At 56.6% G+C, this 19,804-nt stretch carries 18 protein-coding genes, 5 tRNA genes and 1 riboswitch; of the genes, 15 read left to right on the top strand and 8 right to left on the bottom strand.

What is annotated here, in order from left to right:
* Positions 1-18: 18 nt before the first annotated feature.
* From ACZYTD_RS11050 to hfq, 3 genes are all read left to right on the top strand, one after another.
* The gene (locus ACZYTD_RS11050; protein WP_463892032.1) at positions 19-384 is read left to right on the top strand and encodes a DUF3302 domain-containing protein; all 366 of its coding nucleotides are present in this window, start codon (positions 19-21) and stop codon (positions 382-384) included.
* A 2-nt stretch (positions 385-386) separates the two neighbouring features.
* Positions 387-1,523, top strand: coding sequence for an HlyD family secretion protein (locus tag ACZYTD_RS11045; RefSeq protein ID WP_463892031.1), 1,137 nt, complete (start codon positions 387-389; stop codon positions 1,521-1,523).
* A 131-nt stretch (positions 1,524-1,654) separates the two neighbouring features.
* Positions 1,655-2,014, top strand: a complete 360-nt coding sequence (gene hfq / locus ACZYTD_RS11040) for an RNA chaperone Hfq (RefSeq protein ID WP_463892030.1) — start codon at positions 1,655-1,657, stop codon at positions 2,012-2,014.
* Positions 2,015-2,095: 81 nt separating this feature from the next.
* Here the strand turns inward: hfq and ACZYTD_RS11035 are convergent, their stop codons facing one another.
* Both ACZYTD_RS11035 and dapA read right to left on the bottom strand, forming a co-directional pair.
* Complete coding sequence (locus tag ACZYTD_RS11035; RefSeq protein ID WP_463892028.1) at positions 2,096-2,689, bottom strand: HAD family hydrolase; 594 nt, start codon at positions 2,687-2,689, stop codon at positions 2,096-2,098.
* 113 nt (positions 2,690-2,802) lie between these two features.
* On the bottom strand, positions 2,803-3,675 hold the full coding sequence (dapA, locus tag ACZYTD_RS11030) for a 4-hydroxy-tetrahydrodipicolinate synthase (RefSeq protein WP_463892027.1): 873 nt from the start codon (positions 3,673-3,675) through the stop codon (positions 2,803-2,805).
* A gap of 296 nt (positions 3,676-3,971) precedes the next feature.
* Here dapA and rsmC point away from each other — a divergent pair, with 296 nt between their 5' ends.
* The 8 genes from rsmC (at position 3,972) to ACZYTD_RS10990 (ending at position 8,832) form a co-directional block, all read left to right on the top strand.
* Entirely contained in the window at positions 3,972-5,009 is a 1,038-nt protein-coding gene (rsmC, locus tag ACZYTD_RS11025; RefSeq protein ID WP_463892025.1) for a 16S rRNA (guanine(1207)-N(2))-methyltransferase RsmC, read from the top strand.
* An 89-nt stretch (positions 5,010-5,098) separates the two neighbouring features.
* On the top strand, positions 5,099-6,346 hold the full coding sequence (glgC, locus tag ACZYTD_RS11020; protein ID WP_463892082.1) for a glucose-1-phosphate adenylyltransferase: 1,248 nt from the start codon (positions 5,099-5,101) through the stop codon (positions 6,344-6,346).
* 3 nt (positions 6,347-6,349) lie between these two features.
* Positions 6,350-7,807: a glycogen synthase GlgA gene (glgA, locus tag ACZYTD_RS11015; protein ID WP_463892023.1), complete on the top strand. Its 1,458-nt coding sequence runs from the start codon at positions 6,350-6,352 to the stop codon at positions 7,805-7,807.
* Positions 7,808-7,913: 106 nt separating this feature from the next.
* Positions 7,914-7,998: transfer RNA gene (locus ACZYTD_RS11010), tRNA-Leu, on the top strand.
* Positions 7,999-8,068: 70 nt separating this feature from the next.
* Positions 8,069-8,153, top strand: a tRNA-Leu gene (locus ACZYTD_RS11005).
* 66 nt (positions 8,154-8,219) lie between these two features.
* Positions 8,220-8,304 (top strand) — tRNA-Leu (locus ACZYTD_RS11000).
* Between the two features lie 75 nt (positions 8,305-8,379).
* Positions 8,380-8,464, top strand: a tRNA-Leu gene (locus ACZYTD_RS10995).
* An 86-nt stretch (positions 8,465-8,550) separates the two neighbouring features.
* Positions 8,551-8,832, top strand: a complete 282-nt coding sequence (locus ACZYTD_RS10990) for a late competence development ComFB family protein (protein WP_463892021.1) — start codon at positions 8,551-8,553, stop codon at positions 8,830-8,832.
* Between the two features lie 71 nt (positions 8,833-8,903).
* Here the strand turns inward: ACZYTD_RS10990 and ACZYTD_RS10985 are convergent, their stop codons facing one another.
* The 3 genes from ACZYTD_RS10985 to ACZYTD_RS10975 form a co-directional block, all read right to left on the bottom strand.
* On the bottom strand, positions 8,904-9,170 hold the full coding sequence (locus ACZYTD_RS10985) for a SemiSWEET family transporter (RefSeq protein WP_463892019.1): 267 nt from the start codon (positions 9,168-9,170) through the stop codon (positions 8,904-8,906).
* 256 nt (positions 9,171-9,426) lie between these two features.
* The gene (gene rlmD, locus ACZYTD_RS10980) at positions 9,427-10,767 is read right to left on the bottom strand and encodes a 23S rRNA (uracil(1939)-C(5))-methyltransferase RlmD (RefSeq protein ID WP_463892017.1); all 1,341 of its coding nucleotides are present in this window, start codon (positions 10,765-10,767) and stop codon (positions 9,427-9,429) included.
* A gap of 145 nt (positions 10,768-10,912) precedes the next feature.
* Complete coding sequence (locus tag ACZYTD_RS10975) at positions 10,913-11,407, bottom strand: glycine zipper 2TM domain-containing protein (RefSeq protein ID WP_463892015.1); 495 nt, start codon at positions 11,405-11,407, stop codon at positions 10,913-10,915.
* A 320-nt stretch (positions 11,408-11,727) separates the two neighbouring features.
* Here ACZYTD_RS10975 and ACZYTD_RS10970 point away from each other — a divergent pair, with 320 nt between their 5' ends.
* Positions 11,728-13,239, top strand: a complete 1,512-nt coding sequence (locus ACZYTD_RS10970; protein WP_463892013.1) for an MltF family protein — start codon at positions 11,728-11,730, stop codon at positions 13,237-13,239.
* A 103-nt stretch (positions 13,240-13,342) separates the two neighbouring features.
* Here the strand turns inward: ACZYTD_RS10970 and ACZYTD_RS10965 are convergent, their stop codons facing one another.
* The 3 genes from ACZYTD_RS10965 to ACZYTD_RS10955 form a co-directional block, all read right to left on the bottom strand.
* A complete protein-coding gene (locus ACZYTD_RS10965; RefSeq protein WP_463892011.1) occupies positions 13,343-14,059 on the bottom strand; it encodes a substrate-binding periplasmic protein in 717 nt (238 codons plus the stop codon).
* 179 nt (positions 14,060-14,238) lie between these two features.
* Entirely contained in the window at positions 14,239-14,652 is a 414-nt protein-coding gene (locus ACZYTD_RS10960) for a DNA breaking-rejoining protein (protein ID WP_463892009.1), read from the bottom strand.
* 175 nt (positions 14,653-14,827) lie between these two features.
* A tRNA-Leu gene (locus tag ACZYTD_RS10955) sits at positions 14,828-14,913 on the bottom strand.
* Positions 14,914-15,110: 197 nt separating this feature from the next.
* Here ACZYTD_RS10955 and ACZYTD_RS10950 point away from each other — a divergent pair.
* The 3 genes from ACZYTD_RS10950 to ACZYTD_RS10940 all read left to right on the top strand — a co-directional run bounded on the left by ACZYTD_RS10950 (position 15,111) and on the right by ACZYTD_RS10940 (position 19,803).
* Complete coding sequence (locus ACZYTD_RS10950; RefSeq protein ID WP_463892007.1) at positions 15,111-15,626, top strand: RDD family protein; 516 nt, start codon at positions 15,111-15,113, stop codon at positions 15,624-15,626.
* Positions 15,627-16,032: 406 nt separating this feature from the next.
* Positions 16,033-18,273 (top strand): methyl-accepting chemotaxis protein, encoded by a 2,241-nt coding sequence (locus ACZYTD_RS10945; protein ID WP_463892005.1) that lies wholly within the window; start codon positions 16,033-16,035, stop codon positions 18,271-18,273.
* A gap of 268 nt (positions 18,274-18,541) precedes the next feature.
* Positions 18,542-18,644, top strand: a riboswitch (guanidine-I (ykkC/yxkD leader).
* Between the two features lie 64 nt (positions 18,645-18,708).
* Positions 18,709-19,803 (top strand): putative urea ABC transporter substrate-binding protein, encoded by a 1,095-nt coding sequence (locus ACZYTD_RS10940; protein ID WP_463892003.1) that lies wholly within the window; start codon positions 18,709-18,711, stop codon positions 19,801-19,803.
* The last annotated feature ends 1 nt before the right edge of the window (position 19,804 follow it).

The raw sequence follows: 19,804 nt of genomic DNA, 5'->3' as shown, positions 1-19,804 counted from the left end.
TTGGCAAGGAGCCATTCTATGTTTCTCGATTACTTCGCTCTCGGCGTACTGCTCGTCGTGGTGCTGGTTTGCTTCTATGGCGTGATCGTCATTCACGACATCCCCTATGAGATAGCCGTCAAACGCGACCACCCCCACCAAGACGCCATCCACGCCGCGGGCTGGGTCAGCCTCTTTACCCTGCATGCCATTTGGCCCTTTCTCTGGATCTGGGCCACGATTTACCGACCAGAACGGGGTTGGGGTTTCTCGCAACAAAAGCAGCAACAAGATCATTCCCACCTTGATGCATTAGAGTCGCGAGTGGCCCAACTGGAACAGCAGCTTGCAGCCTTGAATCAGCCAACTGACAACCAAAAGCACACTGCGCAGGGAGAGGCGTAAACATGGATCTGTTAATCATCATGACCTATGCAGCCTTCGCCTATGGCTGCTTCAAGATCTTCAATATTCCTGTCAACAAGTGGACAGTTCCTACCGCCATGCTGGGGGGCGTTTTCATCGTGGCCGGTTTGATCCTGACCATGAACTATAACCACCCCTACACCTTTATGGCACAAAAAGCGGTAATCACTGTCCCCGTCATTCCCCAGGTCAGCGGTACTGTTTCCGAGGTACTGGTGACCCCGAACCAGTTGGTCAAGGCAGGAGCCGTGCTGTTCAAGATAGATCCCACTGTTTATCAAGCCCGTGTGGATCGTCTGAAGGCCGATCTGGTCAAGGCGGAGCAGCAGGTTGAATCCCAGCAGGCGCAACTGGATGCCACCCAGAGCGAAGTAGAACGTGCCACTGCGGAACGGGACAAGGCTCGCAAGGATCTGGCTCGCTACCAGAAAGCCTCGGGCAAAGCCGTCAATCCATTCACCGAACAGGAAGCCACTAACGCCAAGCAAACTTACCTGGCTCAAGAGGCCAAATTGGCTACTGCCCGCTCCCAAAAAGAGCAGGTTCAAAGCCAGCTGGATGCCATGGTCAATGGCGAAAATGCCTCTGTGGCCAGCCTGCGCGCCCAACTGCGTGAAGCCGAATACAATCTGGGTCAAACCGAAGTCAAGGCCCTGACCGATGGTTACGCCACCCAGGTATTGCTGCGCCCCGGCAGTTTTGTTAACAGCATGCCGTTTAGACCCTCCCTGTTCTTTATTCCCAAACAGGATCGCACCATAGTCGCCTCTTTCCGTCAAAACTCGCTGCAACGGGTCAAGGTCGGTGATGAAGCCGAAGTGTCGTTTACCGGTGTCCCGGGCACCATCTTCAAAGCCAAGGTTAAACAGGTGATCCCACTGGTTCCACAAGGGGCTTACCAAGCTGGCAATACCCTGCAGACCGTCAGCTTTGACAGCCGCAATGGTGTTCTGGCCCAAATCGAGTTGCTCGATCCGACCATTGACAACTATAACCTGCCAGATGGGGTATCGGCCCAAGTCGCCATCTATACGGATCACTTTAGCCATCTCTCCGTGCTGCGGAAGGTGCTGCTACGCATGACCAGCTGGATGCACTACATCTATCTGGATCATTGATGCGATGACCCAGGGCGCCGTATAGCGCGCCCTGGGTCAATTTTGCTACCGCCTAGCACGGGGTTTGCTTTGACAATGTTTCGACCATCAAGCACAATCGAGCTCATCACTACCTTGCGGAACTCAATGAAATGACGGCGGAAAATCAGAATTTCTCAACGCTAGAACAGGCCTTCTCCTTGGGAAATGGCCAGGACGCCGCCCTCAACTGGTTGAGAAAAAACCGTAGTCAGGTCGCCATCTTCTTGGTCAGTGGTATTAAGCTCGAAGGGGTGATCAGCGGCTTCGATCAATACAGTGTGTTGTTGACCGATGCCCACGGTAATCAGCAGATGATCTACAAGGCCAAGATCTCCACCATCGCCATGCTCACCAGCCGCATGGGCGGATTCCAGCGCCCGCGTCGTCCTCGCCCCCCCATGGAACGCCATGGTAGCTCCAGCAGCCATGAAGAGCGCCAGACGCCACCAGCCGACGATCAACCGGCCTGAGCCGAAGCTGCAAGATTTTATAAACAATAACGCCTTGGCATGCCAAGGCGTTATTGTTTTCGGTTCTAGGAGCCATGTTGGCTAGGCCAACGAATTCCAGTCTGGCTCACCATCCACCACCATCACGCACTTCATTCCAGCGGCGTGGGCCGCCTGACGACCGATCAGCGTATCTTCAAATACCAGGCACTGCTCAGGCACCACCCCCAGCCGCTGGGCCGCCAGCAAGAAGGTATGGGGCTCGGGCTTGTGTTCAGTCACATCATCGGCCGCCACCAAAGTCTGGATGTAACGACCCAACCCGCTCTGCTGGAGTATGATCTCGGCATTGCTGCGCAAGGAACCTGTGCCAATCGCCATCGGCAATTGACCCGCCATACTCTGCACCAAGTGCAACATAGCCGGGAAGGGCACAGCCTGGCCTATCATGGCCACATAATAAGCGGTCTTGCGTCGAGCCACGGCTTCGCAATCCAGAGTAACGCCCTGAGCCGCAGCCAACATGGCCGCTATCTTGCGACTGGGGACCCCACCATACTGATGGATCCACTCCCCATCGACGACAAGCCCATACTCAGGGGCCGTTTGTTGCCAGGCCGCCACATGCAATGGCATGGAGTCCACCAGGGTGCCATCCAGATCGAATATCAGCGCCTTGAAACCCTCTAACTTCATCAACAACCCCTTACATGGCAACTAGATGAGTGCCTGGCTATTGAAGCAAGATTAGATGCAAAAAGGGAGGCATTTCTGCCTCCCTTCAGTCATAGCCCAGCGAACACCCTCTCTTAAATCAGCTCCAACTGCTCCATGGCAGCACGGATCCGTTGCTTGGTGACATCGCTCAGCGGCATCACCGGAATACGACACTCTTCGGTACAGAACCCCAGCAAAGAGACGGCGTACTTGGCACCCGCTGGGCTCGGCTCGGCAAACATCACCTGATGCAGAGGGATCAGGCGATCCTGCAGCGCGCGAGCCTCTTCCCACTTGCCGGCCAGGGTCAACTCCTGCACCTGTGCCGCCAGCTTGGGGGCCACGTTGGCCGTCACTGAGATACAACCGGTACCACCACCCACGTTATAGGCGACGGCGGTCGCATCTTCACCCGAGAGCCAGGTGAAGGGCTTCTTGATGAGTTGACGCTCACTCCAGGGGCGAGAGAGGTCGCCGGTAGCGTCCTTGACCCCAATGATGCGAGGCAACTCCGCCAGACGCGCCATGGTAGCGGGTTGGATATCGACTATGGCACGAGGGGGAATGTTGTAGAGGATGATGGGGATGTTGGTCTCATCATGCACCATCTTGAAGTGGTGATAGAGGCCATCCTGGTTCGGACGGTTGTAATAACCCGCCACATGCAGGGTGGCATTGGCACCGGCACGCTCAGCCACCCGAGTATATTCGATGGCTTCGATGGGATTATTGGAGCCGGCACCGGCGATCACCGGGACTCGACCAGCCGCCTGTTGCACCACCAGTTCGATGACACGGCAATGCTCATCGTGAGAGAGCGTTGGGCTCTCCCCCGTTGTGCCAACCGGCACTATACCGTGGGTACCCTGCTCGATATGCCACTCCACCATCTTGCAGAGCGCCTGTTCGTCCAAACGACCATCGCGAAAGGGGGTGAGCAACGCAACGATTGAACCTTGGATCATACAAACTCCTTTTAAAAACTCGGGATCCGGAACAAAAAACCCCGGTTACGGGGGGCGTAACCGGGGTTTATGAATCTGCCTTGGGCGGATGACCGTTTACGCGAAAACGAAAAAAACCTCACGTTTCAGAGGCTTATCAGATTTTCGTTTCAACTTGCTGTCGGTCATGGGCCAACTACATAAGTGTGCAATGATTCAGCATATTTCTGCATCCCAGTGCAAATGTCAAGCCTCGGCATCTGATGTATAATCTGCTCCCGCTCCCCCACCCAGCACAAGATGAAAAGGTCAGCACCATGACGGAACCCGTGAGCCCAGTCAGTCAACTCCTGCAGCGCAATCTGGCACTGTTCGCGGGCAAACGACTGCTGGTGGCAGGCTACCTGGAAGATAACTATCTCCTGGCTCTTAGCCAGAGCACAGGCTCGTTAGCCCTGTTCACCACAGATTACAGCCGTTACCGTCAATTGCTGGCGCAACCCAGCCCGGCCCGACTCTATTTTGGCCATCAATGGCAGCATGAAGGCGCCCCCTTTGATGCCCTGCTGCTGCTCATGCCCAAAGCCAAGGCCGAAGCCCAATACCTGCTGGCCAACCTGTTGCCCCACTTGGTGACAGGCGGCGATATTTTTATTGCCGGAGATAATCGCGGCGGCATCAATGGTGCCGATAAGCTGCTGGCCACTTACACCACACAGAGCCATAAACTCGACAGCGCCCGTCGCTGTTCGCTGATCCATGCACAGCTGGATCGGCCAGTAGCGCCCTTCGAGTTGAGCGCCTGGCTGCAACATTACCCTCTGGATCTGGGCTCGCAACAACTGACAGTGGTCGCCCTGCCCGGCGTATTCAGCGCCGATGGTCTGGATGAGGGGACAGCCATGTTGCTGCAGCACTTGCCACCCCTCCGGGGCAGAGTACTGGATGTGGGGTGTGGGGCCGGCGTGATAGGTTCCGCCCTATGCGCCCAGCACCCTGGGCTGGAGGTCGAGATGTGTGACATCAATGCCTTGGCGCTGGAGTCGGCCCGTCGCACCCTACAGGCTAATGGTCTGGTGGCTCGCGTCTTTGCCTCCGACATGCTGTCGGATGTAACAGGCCCACTGCAGCACATAGTCACCAATCCCCCCTTCCATGCCGGCCTCAAGACCCTGTATGGCCCGACCGAGCAACTTATTCTCGCCGCCCCAGGAAAACTGAGCGCACATGGTTCGTTACTACTGGTGGCCAACCGCTTCTTGAAATACCAACCCTTCCTGACACAAGCCTTCAAACACCTGCAAATAGTGACAGAAGATCAGAAATTTCGTCTCTATCACGCTTTGCGTGACTGAAAATTGTCTTAACAAGACCTCGGCGGAACTGTAATATTTGTAAAAGGACGATAATTACCTCAACTGCAGAGGTAATTTTTTGTGTAACGATTGAAAGCGCTTTCAGGTGGGAGAACTCTATGGCTGGTGTACTGGCAATGATATTAGCAGGGGGCGAAGGCACACGGCTGCAGCCCCTGACCGTCACCCGAAGCAAGCCTTCCGTGCCCTTCGGTGGCAGTTATCGGCTGATCGATTTTGTGCTCAACAACTTCGTCAACTCGGACTTCCTGCGTATCTATGTATTGACCCAGTTCAAATCCCAGTCCCTCTATCTGCACATGAAAAAGGGCTGGAACCTGACCGGTATCACGGGGCGGTTTATCGACCCCATCCCAGCCCAGATGCGGATGGGCAAACGTTGGTACGACGGGACCGCCGATGCTATCTATCAGAACTTGGGTTTTGTGGAGCTGAGCGCCCCGGATCACGTCTGCATCTTCGGCAGCGATCACATCTACAAGATGGATATCCGCCAGATGGTAGAGTTCCACAAAGAGAAGAAGTCGGTACTCACCGTAGCCGCCATCCGCGTTCCCATTGCTGAAGCCTCCTTATTTGGCATCATTGAAGTGGATGCCGAAGGCCGGATGATAGGCTTTGAAGAAAAACCGGCTCACCCCAAAGCTATTCCGGGTGAACCCGAGTTTGCACTGGCCTCCATGGGGAACTATGTATTCGAAACCCATACTCTGTTTGCCGAGCTGACCGCCGATGCGGAGAACGAAGAGTCCAGCCATGACTTTGGCCGCGACATCATTCCCGACCTCTACCCGCGCGCTCCCGTCTATGTCTATGACTACAGCGCCAATACGGTGGAGGGTGAAAAGACCGGAGTCTACTGGCGCGATGTGGGCTCCATCGATGCCTATTGGTCCGCGCACATGGATCTGGTGGCCGATAATCCCTCCTTCTCGCTCTACAACCGTAAATGGCCGCTGCACACCTATTACCCGCCGCTGCCGCCTGCCACCTTCATCGATACCCCTGAGCACAGAGCCAGCATCTCCCACTCGCTCATCTCGGCTGGTTGCTATATTCAAGGCTCGACCATAGAGCGCAGCGTCATGGGTTTTCGCTGCAATGTGGCCAGCGGCACGCTGTTGACTGAATCGGTTTTGCTAGGGGATGTCAAAATCGGTGAAGGGTGTCGCATAAGTCGCACCATTATTGATAAGCATGTAGAAATTGCGCCCGGCACCGTGATAGGCGAGAATCTGGAGCATGACAGAGATCGCTTTACCGTCTCCGATGAAGGTATTGTTGTTGTGCCTAAAGGCGCCAGAGTTGGTTTCTAATCCATGAATATTCTGTTTATTGCCTCTGAAGTCGAAAGTTTTGTCAAAACCGGGGGCCTGGCCGATGTAGCCAAAGCACTGCCTCTGGCCCTAAAGCGACGTGGACACGACGTGCGTATCGTCATGCCTTTTTATGCCAGCATTGCCAACCGCGACAAAGCGGAGCACCTGGGCGGCTACACCCTGACCACACGGCCGGGTCATACCGATATTCCCTATCAGGTGCGACAGATGGTGCTGGATGATGTTCCCGTCATGCTGGTGGACTTCCCCAACTATTTTGATCGCAAGAGTCTCTATGCGGAGAACAACAACTCCTATCCAGATAATGGCGAACGCTTCGCCTTCTTCTCGGCGGCCAGCTTGCAGATTGCCGAACAGATGGGGTTTAAACCCGACATAGTGCACTGTAACGACTGGCATACGGCGCTAGTGCCCATGCTGCTGAAGACCCGCTATGCCAGTAGTGATTTTTTCAAGGGTACTCGCAGCATACTCACCATTCACAACGGTGCCTTCCAAGGGGTATTTGAGCGCAATCAACTCTGGGCACTACCCGAAGTCACCGACACCTACAACGAATCCATACTCCAGGGCCACGCCTACATCAACTTTCTCAAGTGTGGTGTGCTCTATGCCGACCAGATCAATGCGGTCAGCCCCAGCTACGCCTCTGAATTGATGACCTATCTGGGTGGCCACGGCATGGCCAAGAGTTTCCAGGAACGGGCCAGCGATGTACGCGGCATCATCAACGGCTGTGACTACGCCGATTGGGATCCCGAGACCGATACCCTGATCCCGGTGAACTACAATGCCAGCAACCTCAGAGGCAAGACCCTGTGTAAACACGCCCTGCAACGTCGGGCAGGCCTGGAAGTCAGCGCGCTACCGGTATTTGGCATGGTCTGTCGCCTGACCGAACAGAAGGGATTGCACCTGCTGTTGCCCATTTTGGACAAGTTCCTGGTACACCAGGTCCAGGTGATTATCGTCGGCACCGGTGACCCCTCCTTAGCCGAACGCCTCACCGCATTGGCCAAGCAGAATCCTGATCGACTGGCCTATATGGATGCCCACGATAACGAACTGGCTCACCTCATTGAGGCGGGTAGTGATTTCTTCCTCATGCCCTCCCTGTTCGAGCCCTGTGGACTCAACCAGATGTACAGCCTGGCCTATGGCACCCTCCCCATAGTGCGCGCTGTGGGCGGCCTGAAAGATACCGTAGTCGACTATGACAACCAGCCACGCAAGGCCACTGGTTTCAACTTCCAGGAGCCGGAGCCGATTGCCCTGCTCTCGACCCTGCGTCGCGCCCTGCTCTTCTATCTGCAAGAGCCGGACGAGTATCGCCGTTTACAGCAAATTGCCATGCATACACGCTATAACTGGAGCGATTCAGTCAAGCTGTATGAAACTATGTATAACGAAGCCCTGGGCACACAACTCACACGTTAATGGGGTTAACGTCGGTCAAGCAAATAAAAAACCGGCCCATAATAAATAATTAGGCTCAAGGTGGTTGACGCCACCCTCAGAATCGTTAGAATGCCCCCCGCAAGATGCGATGGTGGCGGAATTGGTAGACGCGCTAGCTTCAGGTGTTAGTGCCTTCGGGTGTGAGGGTTCGAGTCCCTCCTATCGCACCAATGTAAAATGTTGATTGGCAACATAAAAACCAAGCGTTGACTGACAACGGAACAAACAGTGACAAGTTGTGCGATGGTGGCGGAATTGGTAGACGCGCTAGCTTCAGGTGTTAGTGCCTTCGGGTGTGAGGGTTCGAGTCCCTCCTATCGCACCACAATCTCTTACTGAGATCTTGTCCATGCGGTTGGTCGCATGAAAAACTCACCAACAGACAATCCGGGCGATGGTGGCGGAATTGGTAGACGCGCTAGCTTCAGGTGTTAGTGCCTTCGGGTGTGAGGGTTCGAGTCCCTCCTATCGCACCACTTGATTGAATCAAGTAACCAGATTGTCAGAGTCATGCTGTTGGCGGCATGTAAATCCAGTCAACGACATAATGTGCGAGGGTGGCGGAATTGGTAGACGCGCTAGCTTCAGGTGTTAGTGCCTTCGGGTGTGAGGGTTCGAGTCCCTCCTCTCGCACCACAAATTGTGAGCCCGAGATGAGCATCATCTCGGGTTTTTTGTTATATCTTTCTTGTTACGGTAATTGACCAAGGAAGAAGCCCCCAATGGCCCTCGAAGAGATCCACAACTACTACGAAGATCTGGTGCAACAATATGTGCGCGCCCTCGAGCTTGAGCGCACCCGCTCCCCTGACTACATCTCCGACCTCTACTGCCTGGTACTCAATCAGTTGCCCGCCCACTACATCCGTTTTGGCGTTGATATGGTCTACTTCACCTCCGATGAGAAACGCCAAGAGATGGATGAGAAGGTGAGTTTTGCCGTCAGCAGCGCCATCAGCTGGCTGGACAATGAAAAGCAGCGCCCCGACACGCGGGAGCACTGATACAAGCCAAACAATCAGGGCCCGTACGTGGGCCCTGATTGTTTGTGAAGCACCATCCCATGGCGCCCGAACTAATAGACTATGGCCGTGGTTACCGTAACCAGACAGATGACCACACCTAAGGCATTGCACAGGAACATGGGCCAATCTTTTTCCCGTTTCAACAAGGCGTATCCAACCCAGGCGACACAGTTGATAGTTGAAGCGATAGGCAACAGTAGAGAGCCCGGGCTCCCGTTCATATTGAGGCGGATTTGATCCAGGTACGAGGCATACATGATCATCGCCATGATGGATGCAAACCAGCCCAACTGCTGCACTACTTTCTCGCTAACCACAATTAACCTCCTATCTGAACAGACCCAATGAGCCAGCATGGCAACTCGGCCATGCATGTGGAATCGATTACACTTGCTGCATATGATAACGGATTTCATAATGGCGTGACCAGGGTCACTCTGTTTGAATTGGTGCCGATGGTGCACGCTCTGCCACCTGGGCGGTAATCATCACGCCCCTTGGCTCACGATTCAGAATACAGGCAGCGCCGCTTCGGCAAAGCAAAAACCACCCACACAACAGCGGAGATAGTGCCTACTGGCGCACCAGCTGCACCACGTTTTCCACATGCAGGGTGTGGGGGAACATATCCACCGGCTGCACGGCATTGAGGTGATAACCATGCGACGTCAGATAGGCCAGATCGCGCGCTAGCGAAGTAGGATCACAGGAGACATAGACCAGAGTCCGGGGCGCCATCTGCACCAGCGTCTCCAACACCCGAGCATCACACCCCTTGCGAGGCGGATCCACCACCACCACATCGGCACGATAACCTTGGGCATAGAGAGCGGGCACCACCTCTTCGGCCTTGCCCACATGAAACTCAGTATTGGCGAGCTCATTGCGCAGCGCATTAGCACGGGCATCCTCGATCGCCTCGCTCACCAACTCGACGCCAATCACCCTGGCCGCCTGACGCGCCAGAAACAGCGATATGGTGCCGATGCCGCAATAGATGTCGAACACAGTCTCCTGGCCGGTTAAGCCCGCCAGGCGCAAGGCTTCGCGGTAGAGCAGTGCCGTCTGTTGCGGGTTGATCTGATAAAACGACAACGGGGAGAGTTCAAAGCGCAGCCCCTCCAGACTATCGGCAATCACCTGGCGTCCAGCCAGAGTGTGATTCTCAAACCCCAGAATACGATTACCGCGCAGGGGGTTAATGTTATGCACCACGCTGGCCAGCTGGGGAAAGCGCGCCAAGCGTTGCAGCAGCGCCTCGCTGTGGGGCAACACCTCCCCCAGGGTCACCAGCACCAGCATCCACTCACCCGAGTGGCGACCATCCCGCAGCATCAGATAACGCAGCACGCCGCTATGAGCCTGCTCATCGTAGGCTGCTATGTTGAACTCCCGCAGCCAGGCGCGAACTTCAGCCACCAGCTCAGCAGTCAAACTGGGCTGGATGGCACAATCATCGCACACCACCAGCTCGTGGCTCTGTTGGCGAAAAAAGCCCAGCTCGGCACCATCAGGAGAGGGCCGCACCGCGTAGAGGGCCTTGTTGCGATAGCCATAGGGCGTACTCATGCCCAGGCACTCGGCCACCTCAGCCTGCAACCCCTTGGCCGCTAGGGCCTCGACCACCAACTGCCGCTTCAGGCGCAGCTGGGCCGGATAATCCAGGATCCCGAGCTGGCATCCACCGCACTCGGTATGGGGGCAAAAGTTAGGCACCCGATCCGGGCTGGCCGTTTGCACCGCCAGTAGTTCTCCCTGGGCATAGCTGGGCTTGAGACCATGCAGCCGCACCGATACCTGCTCACCGGGCAGAGCCCCCCTGACGAAGATCTTGCGTCCTTCCGCCACACCTATGCCATCCCCCTTGTCGGTCAAGGTGGTAATGGCGAGATCATGGATGGTGGTAGAGGACATAAGCGACTCCGAGCTGAGCAACAACTATGGCGCCTGCTGGCGCCTGGGGCGGCTATTCTAGCACGAGCCCAGAGACAGACGAAAAAGCCCTGCCAATAGTTGTCAGGGCTGATAAGCAGGGCTAACCAAGCGGTAGGGAGCAGCCTTACTGGGCTTTCTCCACATGGGTATCCGCACCTGAGGTCAGGATTTTCACCTTCTGCCCCTTGGCAAAGGTCACCTCTGGCTTACTCGGTTGCACCACGGAGAGCAGCTTGCCCGCATCGGTTTTGACGGTTAACTCGACCATCTGCTGAGTGGCTGAGGCAGCACTGGCCGTAGCGGTAGTCGCCTGAGCCTGGCGACGACGTGAGGCCGAAGCACCGGCCACGGCACCCACAGCGGTGGCGACATCCTGGCCGTTCCCGTCACCAAACTGGTTCCCCACAGCGCCACCTATGGCCGCCGCCCCTAGGGTACGCAAGCCCTGACGATGGCCAGAGGTGGAAGTGGCGGTGGAACTGGGAGCGGCACTAGCGCTCTCGGTGAAGAGCCGAGCCTCTTGTACCACACCGTATTGAATTTCTTGCGCCGTTCCCGCCAGAGCGGGCTCTGCCGCCATAGCCAACAAAAGTGCAACCGCGCCAAACGCTTTGTTCATCGTTATCACCTCATTATCCTTGTCAGCCTGCGGGTCACAGGCGGGTTTCATCCCTCGCCACGAGTCTCAGAACAGATGTAAGGCTCCAAATGGCATGTAAACAATAACACCATACTCGGCGACAAAGTCGTAATGCAACGTTTACAGCGGTAAAAAATCCCTGCTTGAGCGAGGTAAAATTATTCTGTCCAACCAGACGAAAAAAATCCGCGTAGACAAACGAGCGAGGTGTATTGCGCTAGAACCTGCAGATTAATGCTGAACCGAGTGGGGTAAAGCGGCTAACATTCAATCAAACTGGAACACAATATGGTTATATCATGCGCCATTTGATGCCTTGCCTGAACGGCTCCTTGCTGTTTCTCTTGTTGGCGACCTTACCCGTACAGGCCACCGACAATGGGATGCCGATAAAAAACACGACACCCGCTAACGACGCGATCTTTTCCATTCCACTCGAAGGTTGGCTGAGTCCGTGGCAGGGGGATCTGGATGGCATGATTGCGCGGCGCTACATCCGGGTGCTGACCACCTATAACAAATCCTTCTATTTCTTCGACGAAAGAGCCAATCCACTCGGCATTACCTACGACACCTTTCATCAGTTCGAGCGTCAGTTTAACGAGAAACTGCTCAAGCAAAAGCGCTTGGCACAACGCCACCTCAAGGTGCGCATCGTCTTCATCCCGGTCGCGCGCGATGAGCTGATCCCCGCCCTGCTGGCCGGGCGCGGTGATATAGCGGCAGCTAATCTGACCATGACCCCCGGCCGCCAGCAGCAGGTGGACTTTACCACCCCGCTCTCCAACGATGTCGACGAGTTGGTGCTCTCGGCCCCCGGTGCCGCCAGGTTAAAGCATCGCGATGAGCTCAGTGACAAGGAGGTTTTTGTGCGCCGCTCATCGAGTTATTACGAAAGCCTGGTCGCCCTCAATGCCTCGCTGCGCCAGCAGAATCGCCCGCCTGTGATACTGCGTGCCGCCCCTGAGGTGCTCGAAGATGACGACTTGATCGAGATGCTCCACGCCGGTTTGATCTCCTATATCGTGGTCGACAGTCACAAGGCCTATTTCTGGAAGAAAATATTCCCCAATATTGAAATTAATCAGCAGGCCACCTTACGCCAAAACAGCCACATAGCCTGGGCCGTCCGTAAGAACAGCCCGCAACTGGTGAATGAACTCGATGACTATATTGCTAACCATGCCAAAGGGAGCAAAACGGCCAATATCATACTGCAACGCTATCTGCAGAATACCCGCTATGTCACGGACTCGGTCAGCAAAAATGCGCGCGCCAAGTTTGTCAGCATGATGGATTATTTTAAGAAATACAGTGACCGCTATGATATCGATTGGCTCATCATGACGGCACAAGGCTATCAGGAGTCCAAGCTGGATCAGTCGGTGCGCAGCAAGGTCGGTGCCATAGGTGTAATGCAGGTGATGCCCAAAACCGGTAAAGATATGAATGTCGGCGACATTCGCAAAATTGAGCCAAACATTCATGCCGGGATTAAATATATCCGCTGGATGATCGAACACTTCTACCAGGATGCCAAAATGAGTGAGCTGGATAAGGCCCTATTCTCTTTTGCCTCCTACAATGCCGGGCCCGGGCGCATAGCCGAGATGCGCAAGCTGGCCACCAAACGCGGATATGATGAAAACAGATGGTTTGGCCATGTGGAATATGTCGCCGCAGAGAAAATTGGCGCCGAGACCGTCACTTACGTCAATAATATCTATAAATATTACATTGGTTACCGGCTACTGACTGAACACCTGGCCGAAAAGCAGAAGATAAAAGGCTCGCTCGAACTCAAGCCCTAGCGCGATGATGGGGATACGCTTAATTAATTGCCTTGGCTCACCGGGAATTGAATCGTGGCTCAGACGCTGCGGAAGCCAACACGCCTCAATGTTATTATTCACCCTACCGCTGGATGCGATACGCCTGCGCCAACCGCAACAAGGTGCCATCCTGCTCCATCGCCTGCAGCGTAGTTCGCCAGGCCGCCATGACCGCCGGATCCGTGCCAAGCGATGCGACCACCCAGGCCTGATAGTCACTGAGCTTCACCCCCTTGACGAAGGTCTGCTCCGGTAGTCCGTGCAGGCGCAAAAAGTAGCTGACCGCAGTACGCGAGGCGATCCAGCCGTCGATGCGACCACTCATCAACTTGCGGCCATTGGCATCATCCGAGGTGATCATCTCGATCTGCTCCAACCCCTTCCGCTGAGCGGCGATGGCATTGGCGGCGCCGATATTGGCACCCAGCATCCCCAGCGATTTGGCCTGCTCCAGTGTCATTGCGACCGGTCGCCCCTTGACGGTATAGACGCTGAAATCATCCACCACCACCGGATACAACCAGTGTACCGTCGACTCCCGCTCCGGTATGCGCCCGACCCACAGCGCGATAACGTTCGGCTCACTCTGGACGGTGCGATTAGCCCGCGCCAGAGGCTGCACCCGTATGGTGCCGCGATAGCCCAGGCGATGCATCACCTCCTGCCCCAGCTCATAGGCATAGCCGCGGTAGTGCTCCTGCTCGACAAAGACAAACGGCGCAATGTTCGAGCAGACCACTTCCGGCTCTTTGGCCTGGGCACTGGCCAACAGCGATGGCGACAACAGCGCGCACAGCATTATTAGCGCAACCCGTGATACCCCCCCACCTCTCGCCATCAATGCTCCCATTCGACACACCTAGATCATTAGCATAGCCGCAACACGCCTTGCGAGCCCTTAACGCGGTACAGTGCCCCCGGTGCACACATAAAAAAACGGCGACCCATTGGCCGCCGCATCCACTGAGCAAAGCGGCATCAACCGCTGATCCCAACCTCGAGGGTAAAGGCATGGGCTTTGCTGCTCTTGGCCGCAGAGCCCATCTGATAAACGCGGATAGTGTATTTACCCTTGGCCGGTAGTGCCCCTTCGAAGGTATTGCCCAAGGTAGAGCCGATGAAGATGGCCTCGTCACTACCCGGCGGCAGCACATTGAAGTAGGTACTGGAGCTACCCTGCAACTTCACCACCATACTCTGCCCCTTATTGGCAACCAGGGTATAGTCCAGAGTCTGATCCCCCTTGATACTGCCCTTTAGGGTGGCACCAGACTCTCCCTTCTTGAACTGCACCGCCTGAGTTTTGATGCCATCCGTCGCCTGAGCAGGCAAGACACCGCCCCCCAAGACTCCCATCCCCATTAACAAGGCCCACATAATCCGCTTCATCATCCGCACCTTCTGTTGGCAAACCTGATTAACATTAGCGCAACGCATGAATGAGCACTAGATGAAGAGCCTGATGAACAAGCGAAGGGAAAGAGAGCAACCAAAGCGGCAGGAGATGAATATCATGATCGGCAATAAGCAAAAGGCCACTCCGAAGAGTGGCCTTTTGCATTGAATGTGGTGCCCAGGGTCGGACTCGAACCGACACAGTTATTCACCGGCGGATTTTGAATCCGCTGCGTCTACCGATTTCGCCACCTGGGCTTGCACACTGTCACCTTGCGGTCACACTCTGTTGTGCGGAAGGGATTATACATAGCCGCAACCGGAGCACAAATGGTTTTTTCCATCATCTCAATCGGTTGATGAAGAAATCGTCGACCCCGTCACTGGGGGTGGCCTAGGTGTTTGCGGTAGACTGGGCCACCACTTTCCATAACTAGAACCAGATTGATTTTTTTATGAGCAAATCCACCAAACGCACCACCAAAACCGCTCACGCCACAACAACGACGCCCCCCTCGGTGCCGCGGCTGCCTCGCGCCGGTCTGTTGCCGCGCCTGGGAGCCTGGGCTTGCGACGCCACCCTGGTCCTGTTGCTATTGCTGATAGCCGCCGCCTTGGGCTTTGTCGCCGCCTTCATGCTGGTCAGTGGTGGCCTGCTGCCCCTGGGAGAGTATGCCGATGTGCCAACCCTACTGGCCCACTCACTGCTCTATATTGGCTACCTGACTGCCGTCATCTGCGGTTACTACCTCTGGTTCTGGTGCCGCAGCGGCCAGACGCCGGGCCTGCGCCTATTCAGCCTCAAGGTGCAAAGCCTGGATGGTTCCCCCCTCAAGGTAGGGCAAGCGCTGGTGCGGATGTTTACCAGCGCCTTTGGCCTGGGCAACCTGCTGGTGCCGCTGGATCGCAACACCTTGGCCTTTCAGGATCACTGGGGTGAGTGCGAAGTGGTGGTGCTGGACAAAGTTTGATCCAAGCCGGGCCAAGGGGCCATGCCCCTTGGCCACCCACCCCGGTTAAACCGCGCAAAACGACATCCCCCGCACAAATACTCATCCCGCCTTGTCGATTGATATATATCACCAAGATTCAAATAAATTATGGCCAATACATCTAACAACCTGGGTTTCACACCGGGGAGTCGAAGTCATTTATTTTTCACCTTTCTTTGATCGCACAGATATTCAGCACATCATGGAGCCATTACACTAGGGCAACGTGGTGATAAATGACGCAGAGTCGGAAAACCTCAGGTTCTGTCGGTTTTTCACTAATAGATCAATAACTAACACCACGGCAAAGTGTGTTTTCCCCCAGCAGAAGCGTGTTGTGCCAGCACATTGGCATAAAAACATCACTGGTTTGGGGAGCAAAGGAATGGATCTTGAAAGTTATCGCATGGCATTTAGCCCACGCGAACAAGGCTGGTTACCCCTATGGGGACGCAATGGCAAATTGTCCCTGGGCTGGTCGTGCCTGCTCAATCGCCCCTTGCGCTCTCGCATTGAGAAGACCTTTCGCGGCCTGGCCAAAACCCGGGTCGAATTACTGCAACACTGGACCCGCCATCACTGGCAACAACTGGCCCAGATTGCCACCCCCCTGCAGGAGAGTTGGCCCCGCTTAGATCAGGCCCTGCTTACCACGGCCCACCACCATATGCCCGACGTCTCCGAGCTGATGGTGGTGGATGCACAAGGCAGCATACTGCTCTCTACCGCCATCAATCGTCAGGGCAAGAACCACGCTGGCGCCGCCCTACAAGCAGGGCTCAAAGCCCCCTTCCTGCATGGCCCCTATCTGGACCCAGTAACCCTGGCGCTCGGCGCCACCAGCTCGCAGTTTCATGACGCCGTCACCCTGATGTTTTATCAGCCGCTGCGAGTCGAGGGCAAAGCGGTGGGCTGCCTCTGCGCCCGCATCCCCAACGATGTGCTCAGTGACTTGATCCAGCGCGAGGCAGGACACGTCTACCGTGACTCGGGGGATAACTACCTCTTCATGGTGGAATCCCGCTTCGACCCCAAGATCCGCCCCGGCACGGCGCTCTCCCGCTCCCGCTTCGAAGATGACACCTTCAGCGGCGGCGAGAACCTCAAGCAGGGCGTGAGCACGGCCTATGGCAAGGTTCAGGTCAAAGAGCACACCGAGTTCGAGCTCATCTTCAACGACCCAGCCACAAGGCAACTCCACCCTGGAGTGCGCGAGACCATACGCTGCGGCCAGAACCTTTTCGTGCTCTACCCCGGCTACCCGGACTACCGCCATATCCCTGTCATCGGCTCGGGCGTCACCTTTACGCTCCCCGGTTCACCCGATCGCTGGGGCATGATGTGCGAGGGCGATCTGGAGGAGGTCTACCGGCGCCGCAGTGTCAGCTATACCCTGCTCAGTCACCTGCTGCTTACCCTGGTCGCCATCTGTGTCGGTCATTTTCTCTTGCCGCCACTCATCTCCGCCCACCCCTCGCCCCTGCTCAACTGGTCGATACCCCTCATCACCACCAGCCTGGCCATAGGCAGCTTCTGGTTCCTCAGCCTGCGGCCTCGCGCCCGACGCCTGCAGGCCCTGTGCGACTTCTTCCTGGCCACCGCCGAGTGTGGTGCCCCCTTGAGCGAACGCCTCGACCCCAGCCGCTTTGTTCGTGATGAAACCGGCGTACTGGTGGGCTGGATCAACAGCTTCGTCGACAAGATGGACACCACAATGCAGCGCATAGTCGGCGCCAGCTGCGCCCTGGAACACACCTCCGGCAATCTGAGCGGGACCTCCACTCAAGCCAACCGGGCCGCCGTGGAGCAGAACCAGGCCGCCAGCTCCACCGCCCAGGCCATGGCCGAGGTAAGCCAGAGCATAGAGGAGATAGCCGAGCACATAGTGCAGAGTGAAGCCTCCTCCACTCAGGCTCTGACTCTGGCGGCGCGCGGGGCTCAGGTGGTGGGGCAGACCACCAGCGACATAGAGGAGCTGGCCCGGCTTATCGAATCCTCCAGCCAGACTGTCATCAGCCTGAGTGAAGACACGCGCCAGGTGCAGCATATCAGCGAGGATATTCGCGGCATCGCCAACCAGACCAACCTGCTGGCACTCAATGCCGCCATCGAGGCGGCGCGGGCCGGCGAGAGCGGTCGCGGCTTCGCCGTGGTGGCCGATGAGGTGCGCAACCTGGCCCAGCGCACGGCGAAGGCCACGGAGCAGATCGCCACCACCCTCGACAGCGTGCGTCAGCAGGGCATATTGGCGGTGGAAGCTATGCAGACATGCCAACAGCGGGCCCAGGAGAGCGTGGCTCGCTCCGCCGATGCCAATGAGGCTTTGGCGCGCATACATCAGGAGGTGGCCACCATTCAGGATCAACTCCAGTTCATCAGCCAGGCCATGCAGGCCCAGCGCCAGCAGACCCAGACCGCCAATGACCAAGCCCAGGCCATCACCCGGGGCTCGGAGTACAGCGCCCTGGCGGCCGCGCAAACCCTGCAAGCCGCCCAATCGCTGGGCCAACTGGTGCTCGATCTGCAACAGACCGCCAGCAAACTGAGCCAGGAGCAGGAGAGCAAACCCGAGTGCCCGAAAGCCAAGGCCGTCACCTCACCCACTCCACAACTTGCCCTGGCCTAGCAGCAGGGTGCGCTAACCGGTAAAGCAAGTTCTGCCCCCTCCTTTTGGGAGGGGGTTATAACCGGCGTGGGTGAGCATATGATCATGACTGGGCCCCATTATGGTGCTCATCTCCCTCTCGACAGCCTCGCATTGCTAATTTCAGATTCTTTTGACCCCTTATTTTCCCCTATGAGCAAATAATCACCTCTGGCACGTTCCCTGCTTGTATACAAGAAAGCGTGCACCCGAGGATCCGGGCCTGTGGCCCACTCCCGTGCGACAATCTGTAATGGATGACTAGGGTTCCGATCTGCTTGCAGATGGCTGGTCCGAGAGTCATCGACCTTCCTTGACGGTGGGTTACACGGCGGGACAAAAGCCCGGGAGAGCAAGCCGCAAGGCTTACGGATCCCGTGTGCTTGACCACCATGTGCTCCCAAGGAGGGAACCCATATGCCATACCGCAACCCGTCATCTGCTCGCCGCCCACTCCAGCGTCTGCTGGCCCTGCTGCTGTTACCCCTGCTGTTGCTGGGTCCGGTCACGGCTGCTCAGGCCGCTGCCAAAGAGAAGTTCAAGGTCGCCTGGACCATCTACGCCGGCTGGATGCCCTGGGACTATGCGGCCCAGAGCGGCATAGTGAAAAAGTGGGCCGACAAGTACAACATCGAGATCGATGTGGTGCAGATCAACGACTATGTGGAGTCCATCAACCAGTACACGGCGGGCGGCTTTGATGGCTGCGTGATGACCAATATGGATGCCCTCACCATACCGGCGGCCGGTGGCATCGACTCCACCGCCCTGATAGTGGGGGACTTCTCCAACGGCAACGATGGCATAGTGCTCAAGGGCAAGAGCCAGCTGGCCGACATCAAGGGGCAATCGGTCAATCTGGTGGAGCTGAGCGTCTCCCACTACCTGCTGGCCCGCGCCCTGGAAAAACAGGGGCTCGCCGAGAAGGATATCAAGGTGGTGAACACCTCGGATGCGGACATGGCCTCGGCCTTTGCCTCTGCCGATGTGACCGCCGCCGTCACCTGGAACCCTATCCTGAGCGAAATCACCAAGACTCCCGGCAGCCACAAGGTGTTCGATTCCAGCCAGATCCCCGGTGAAATCATCGATCTGATGGTGGTCAACACCGAACGCCTCAAGGCCCACCCTGAGCTTGGCAAGGCATTAACGGGCGCCTGGTACGAGGTGATGGGCATCATGAGCGGCTCTGATGCCAAGGCCAAGGCCGCCCGCGAGCAGATGGCCAAGGCCTCCGGCACCGATCTGGCCGGTTATGAGAGCCAGCTTGCCGCCACCCGCATGTTCTACCAACCCGCCGAGGCACTGACCTTCACCAAGGGCAAGGAGCTCAAGAGCACAATGCAACTGGTGGCCGAGTTCTCCTTTGCCCACGGTCTGCTGGGTGATGGAGCCCCCAATGCCGGTCTCGTCGGCATCAGCACCCCAGCTGGCACCTATGGCGACAGCAACAATATCAAGCTGCGTTTTGACCCCAGCTATATGCAGCTGGCCGCCGACGGCAAGCTCTAGG

This window comes from Pseudaeromonas sp. HNCC25DJ180 (assembly GCF_055413345.1).
This window is presented reverse-complemented; position numbering and strand designations above follow the sequence as displayed.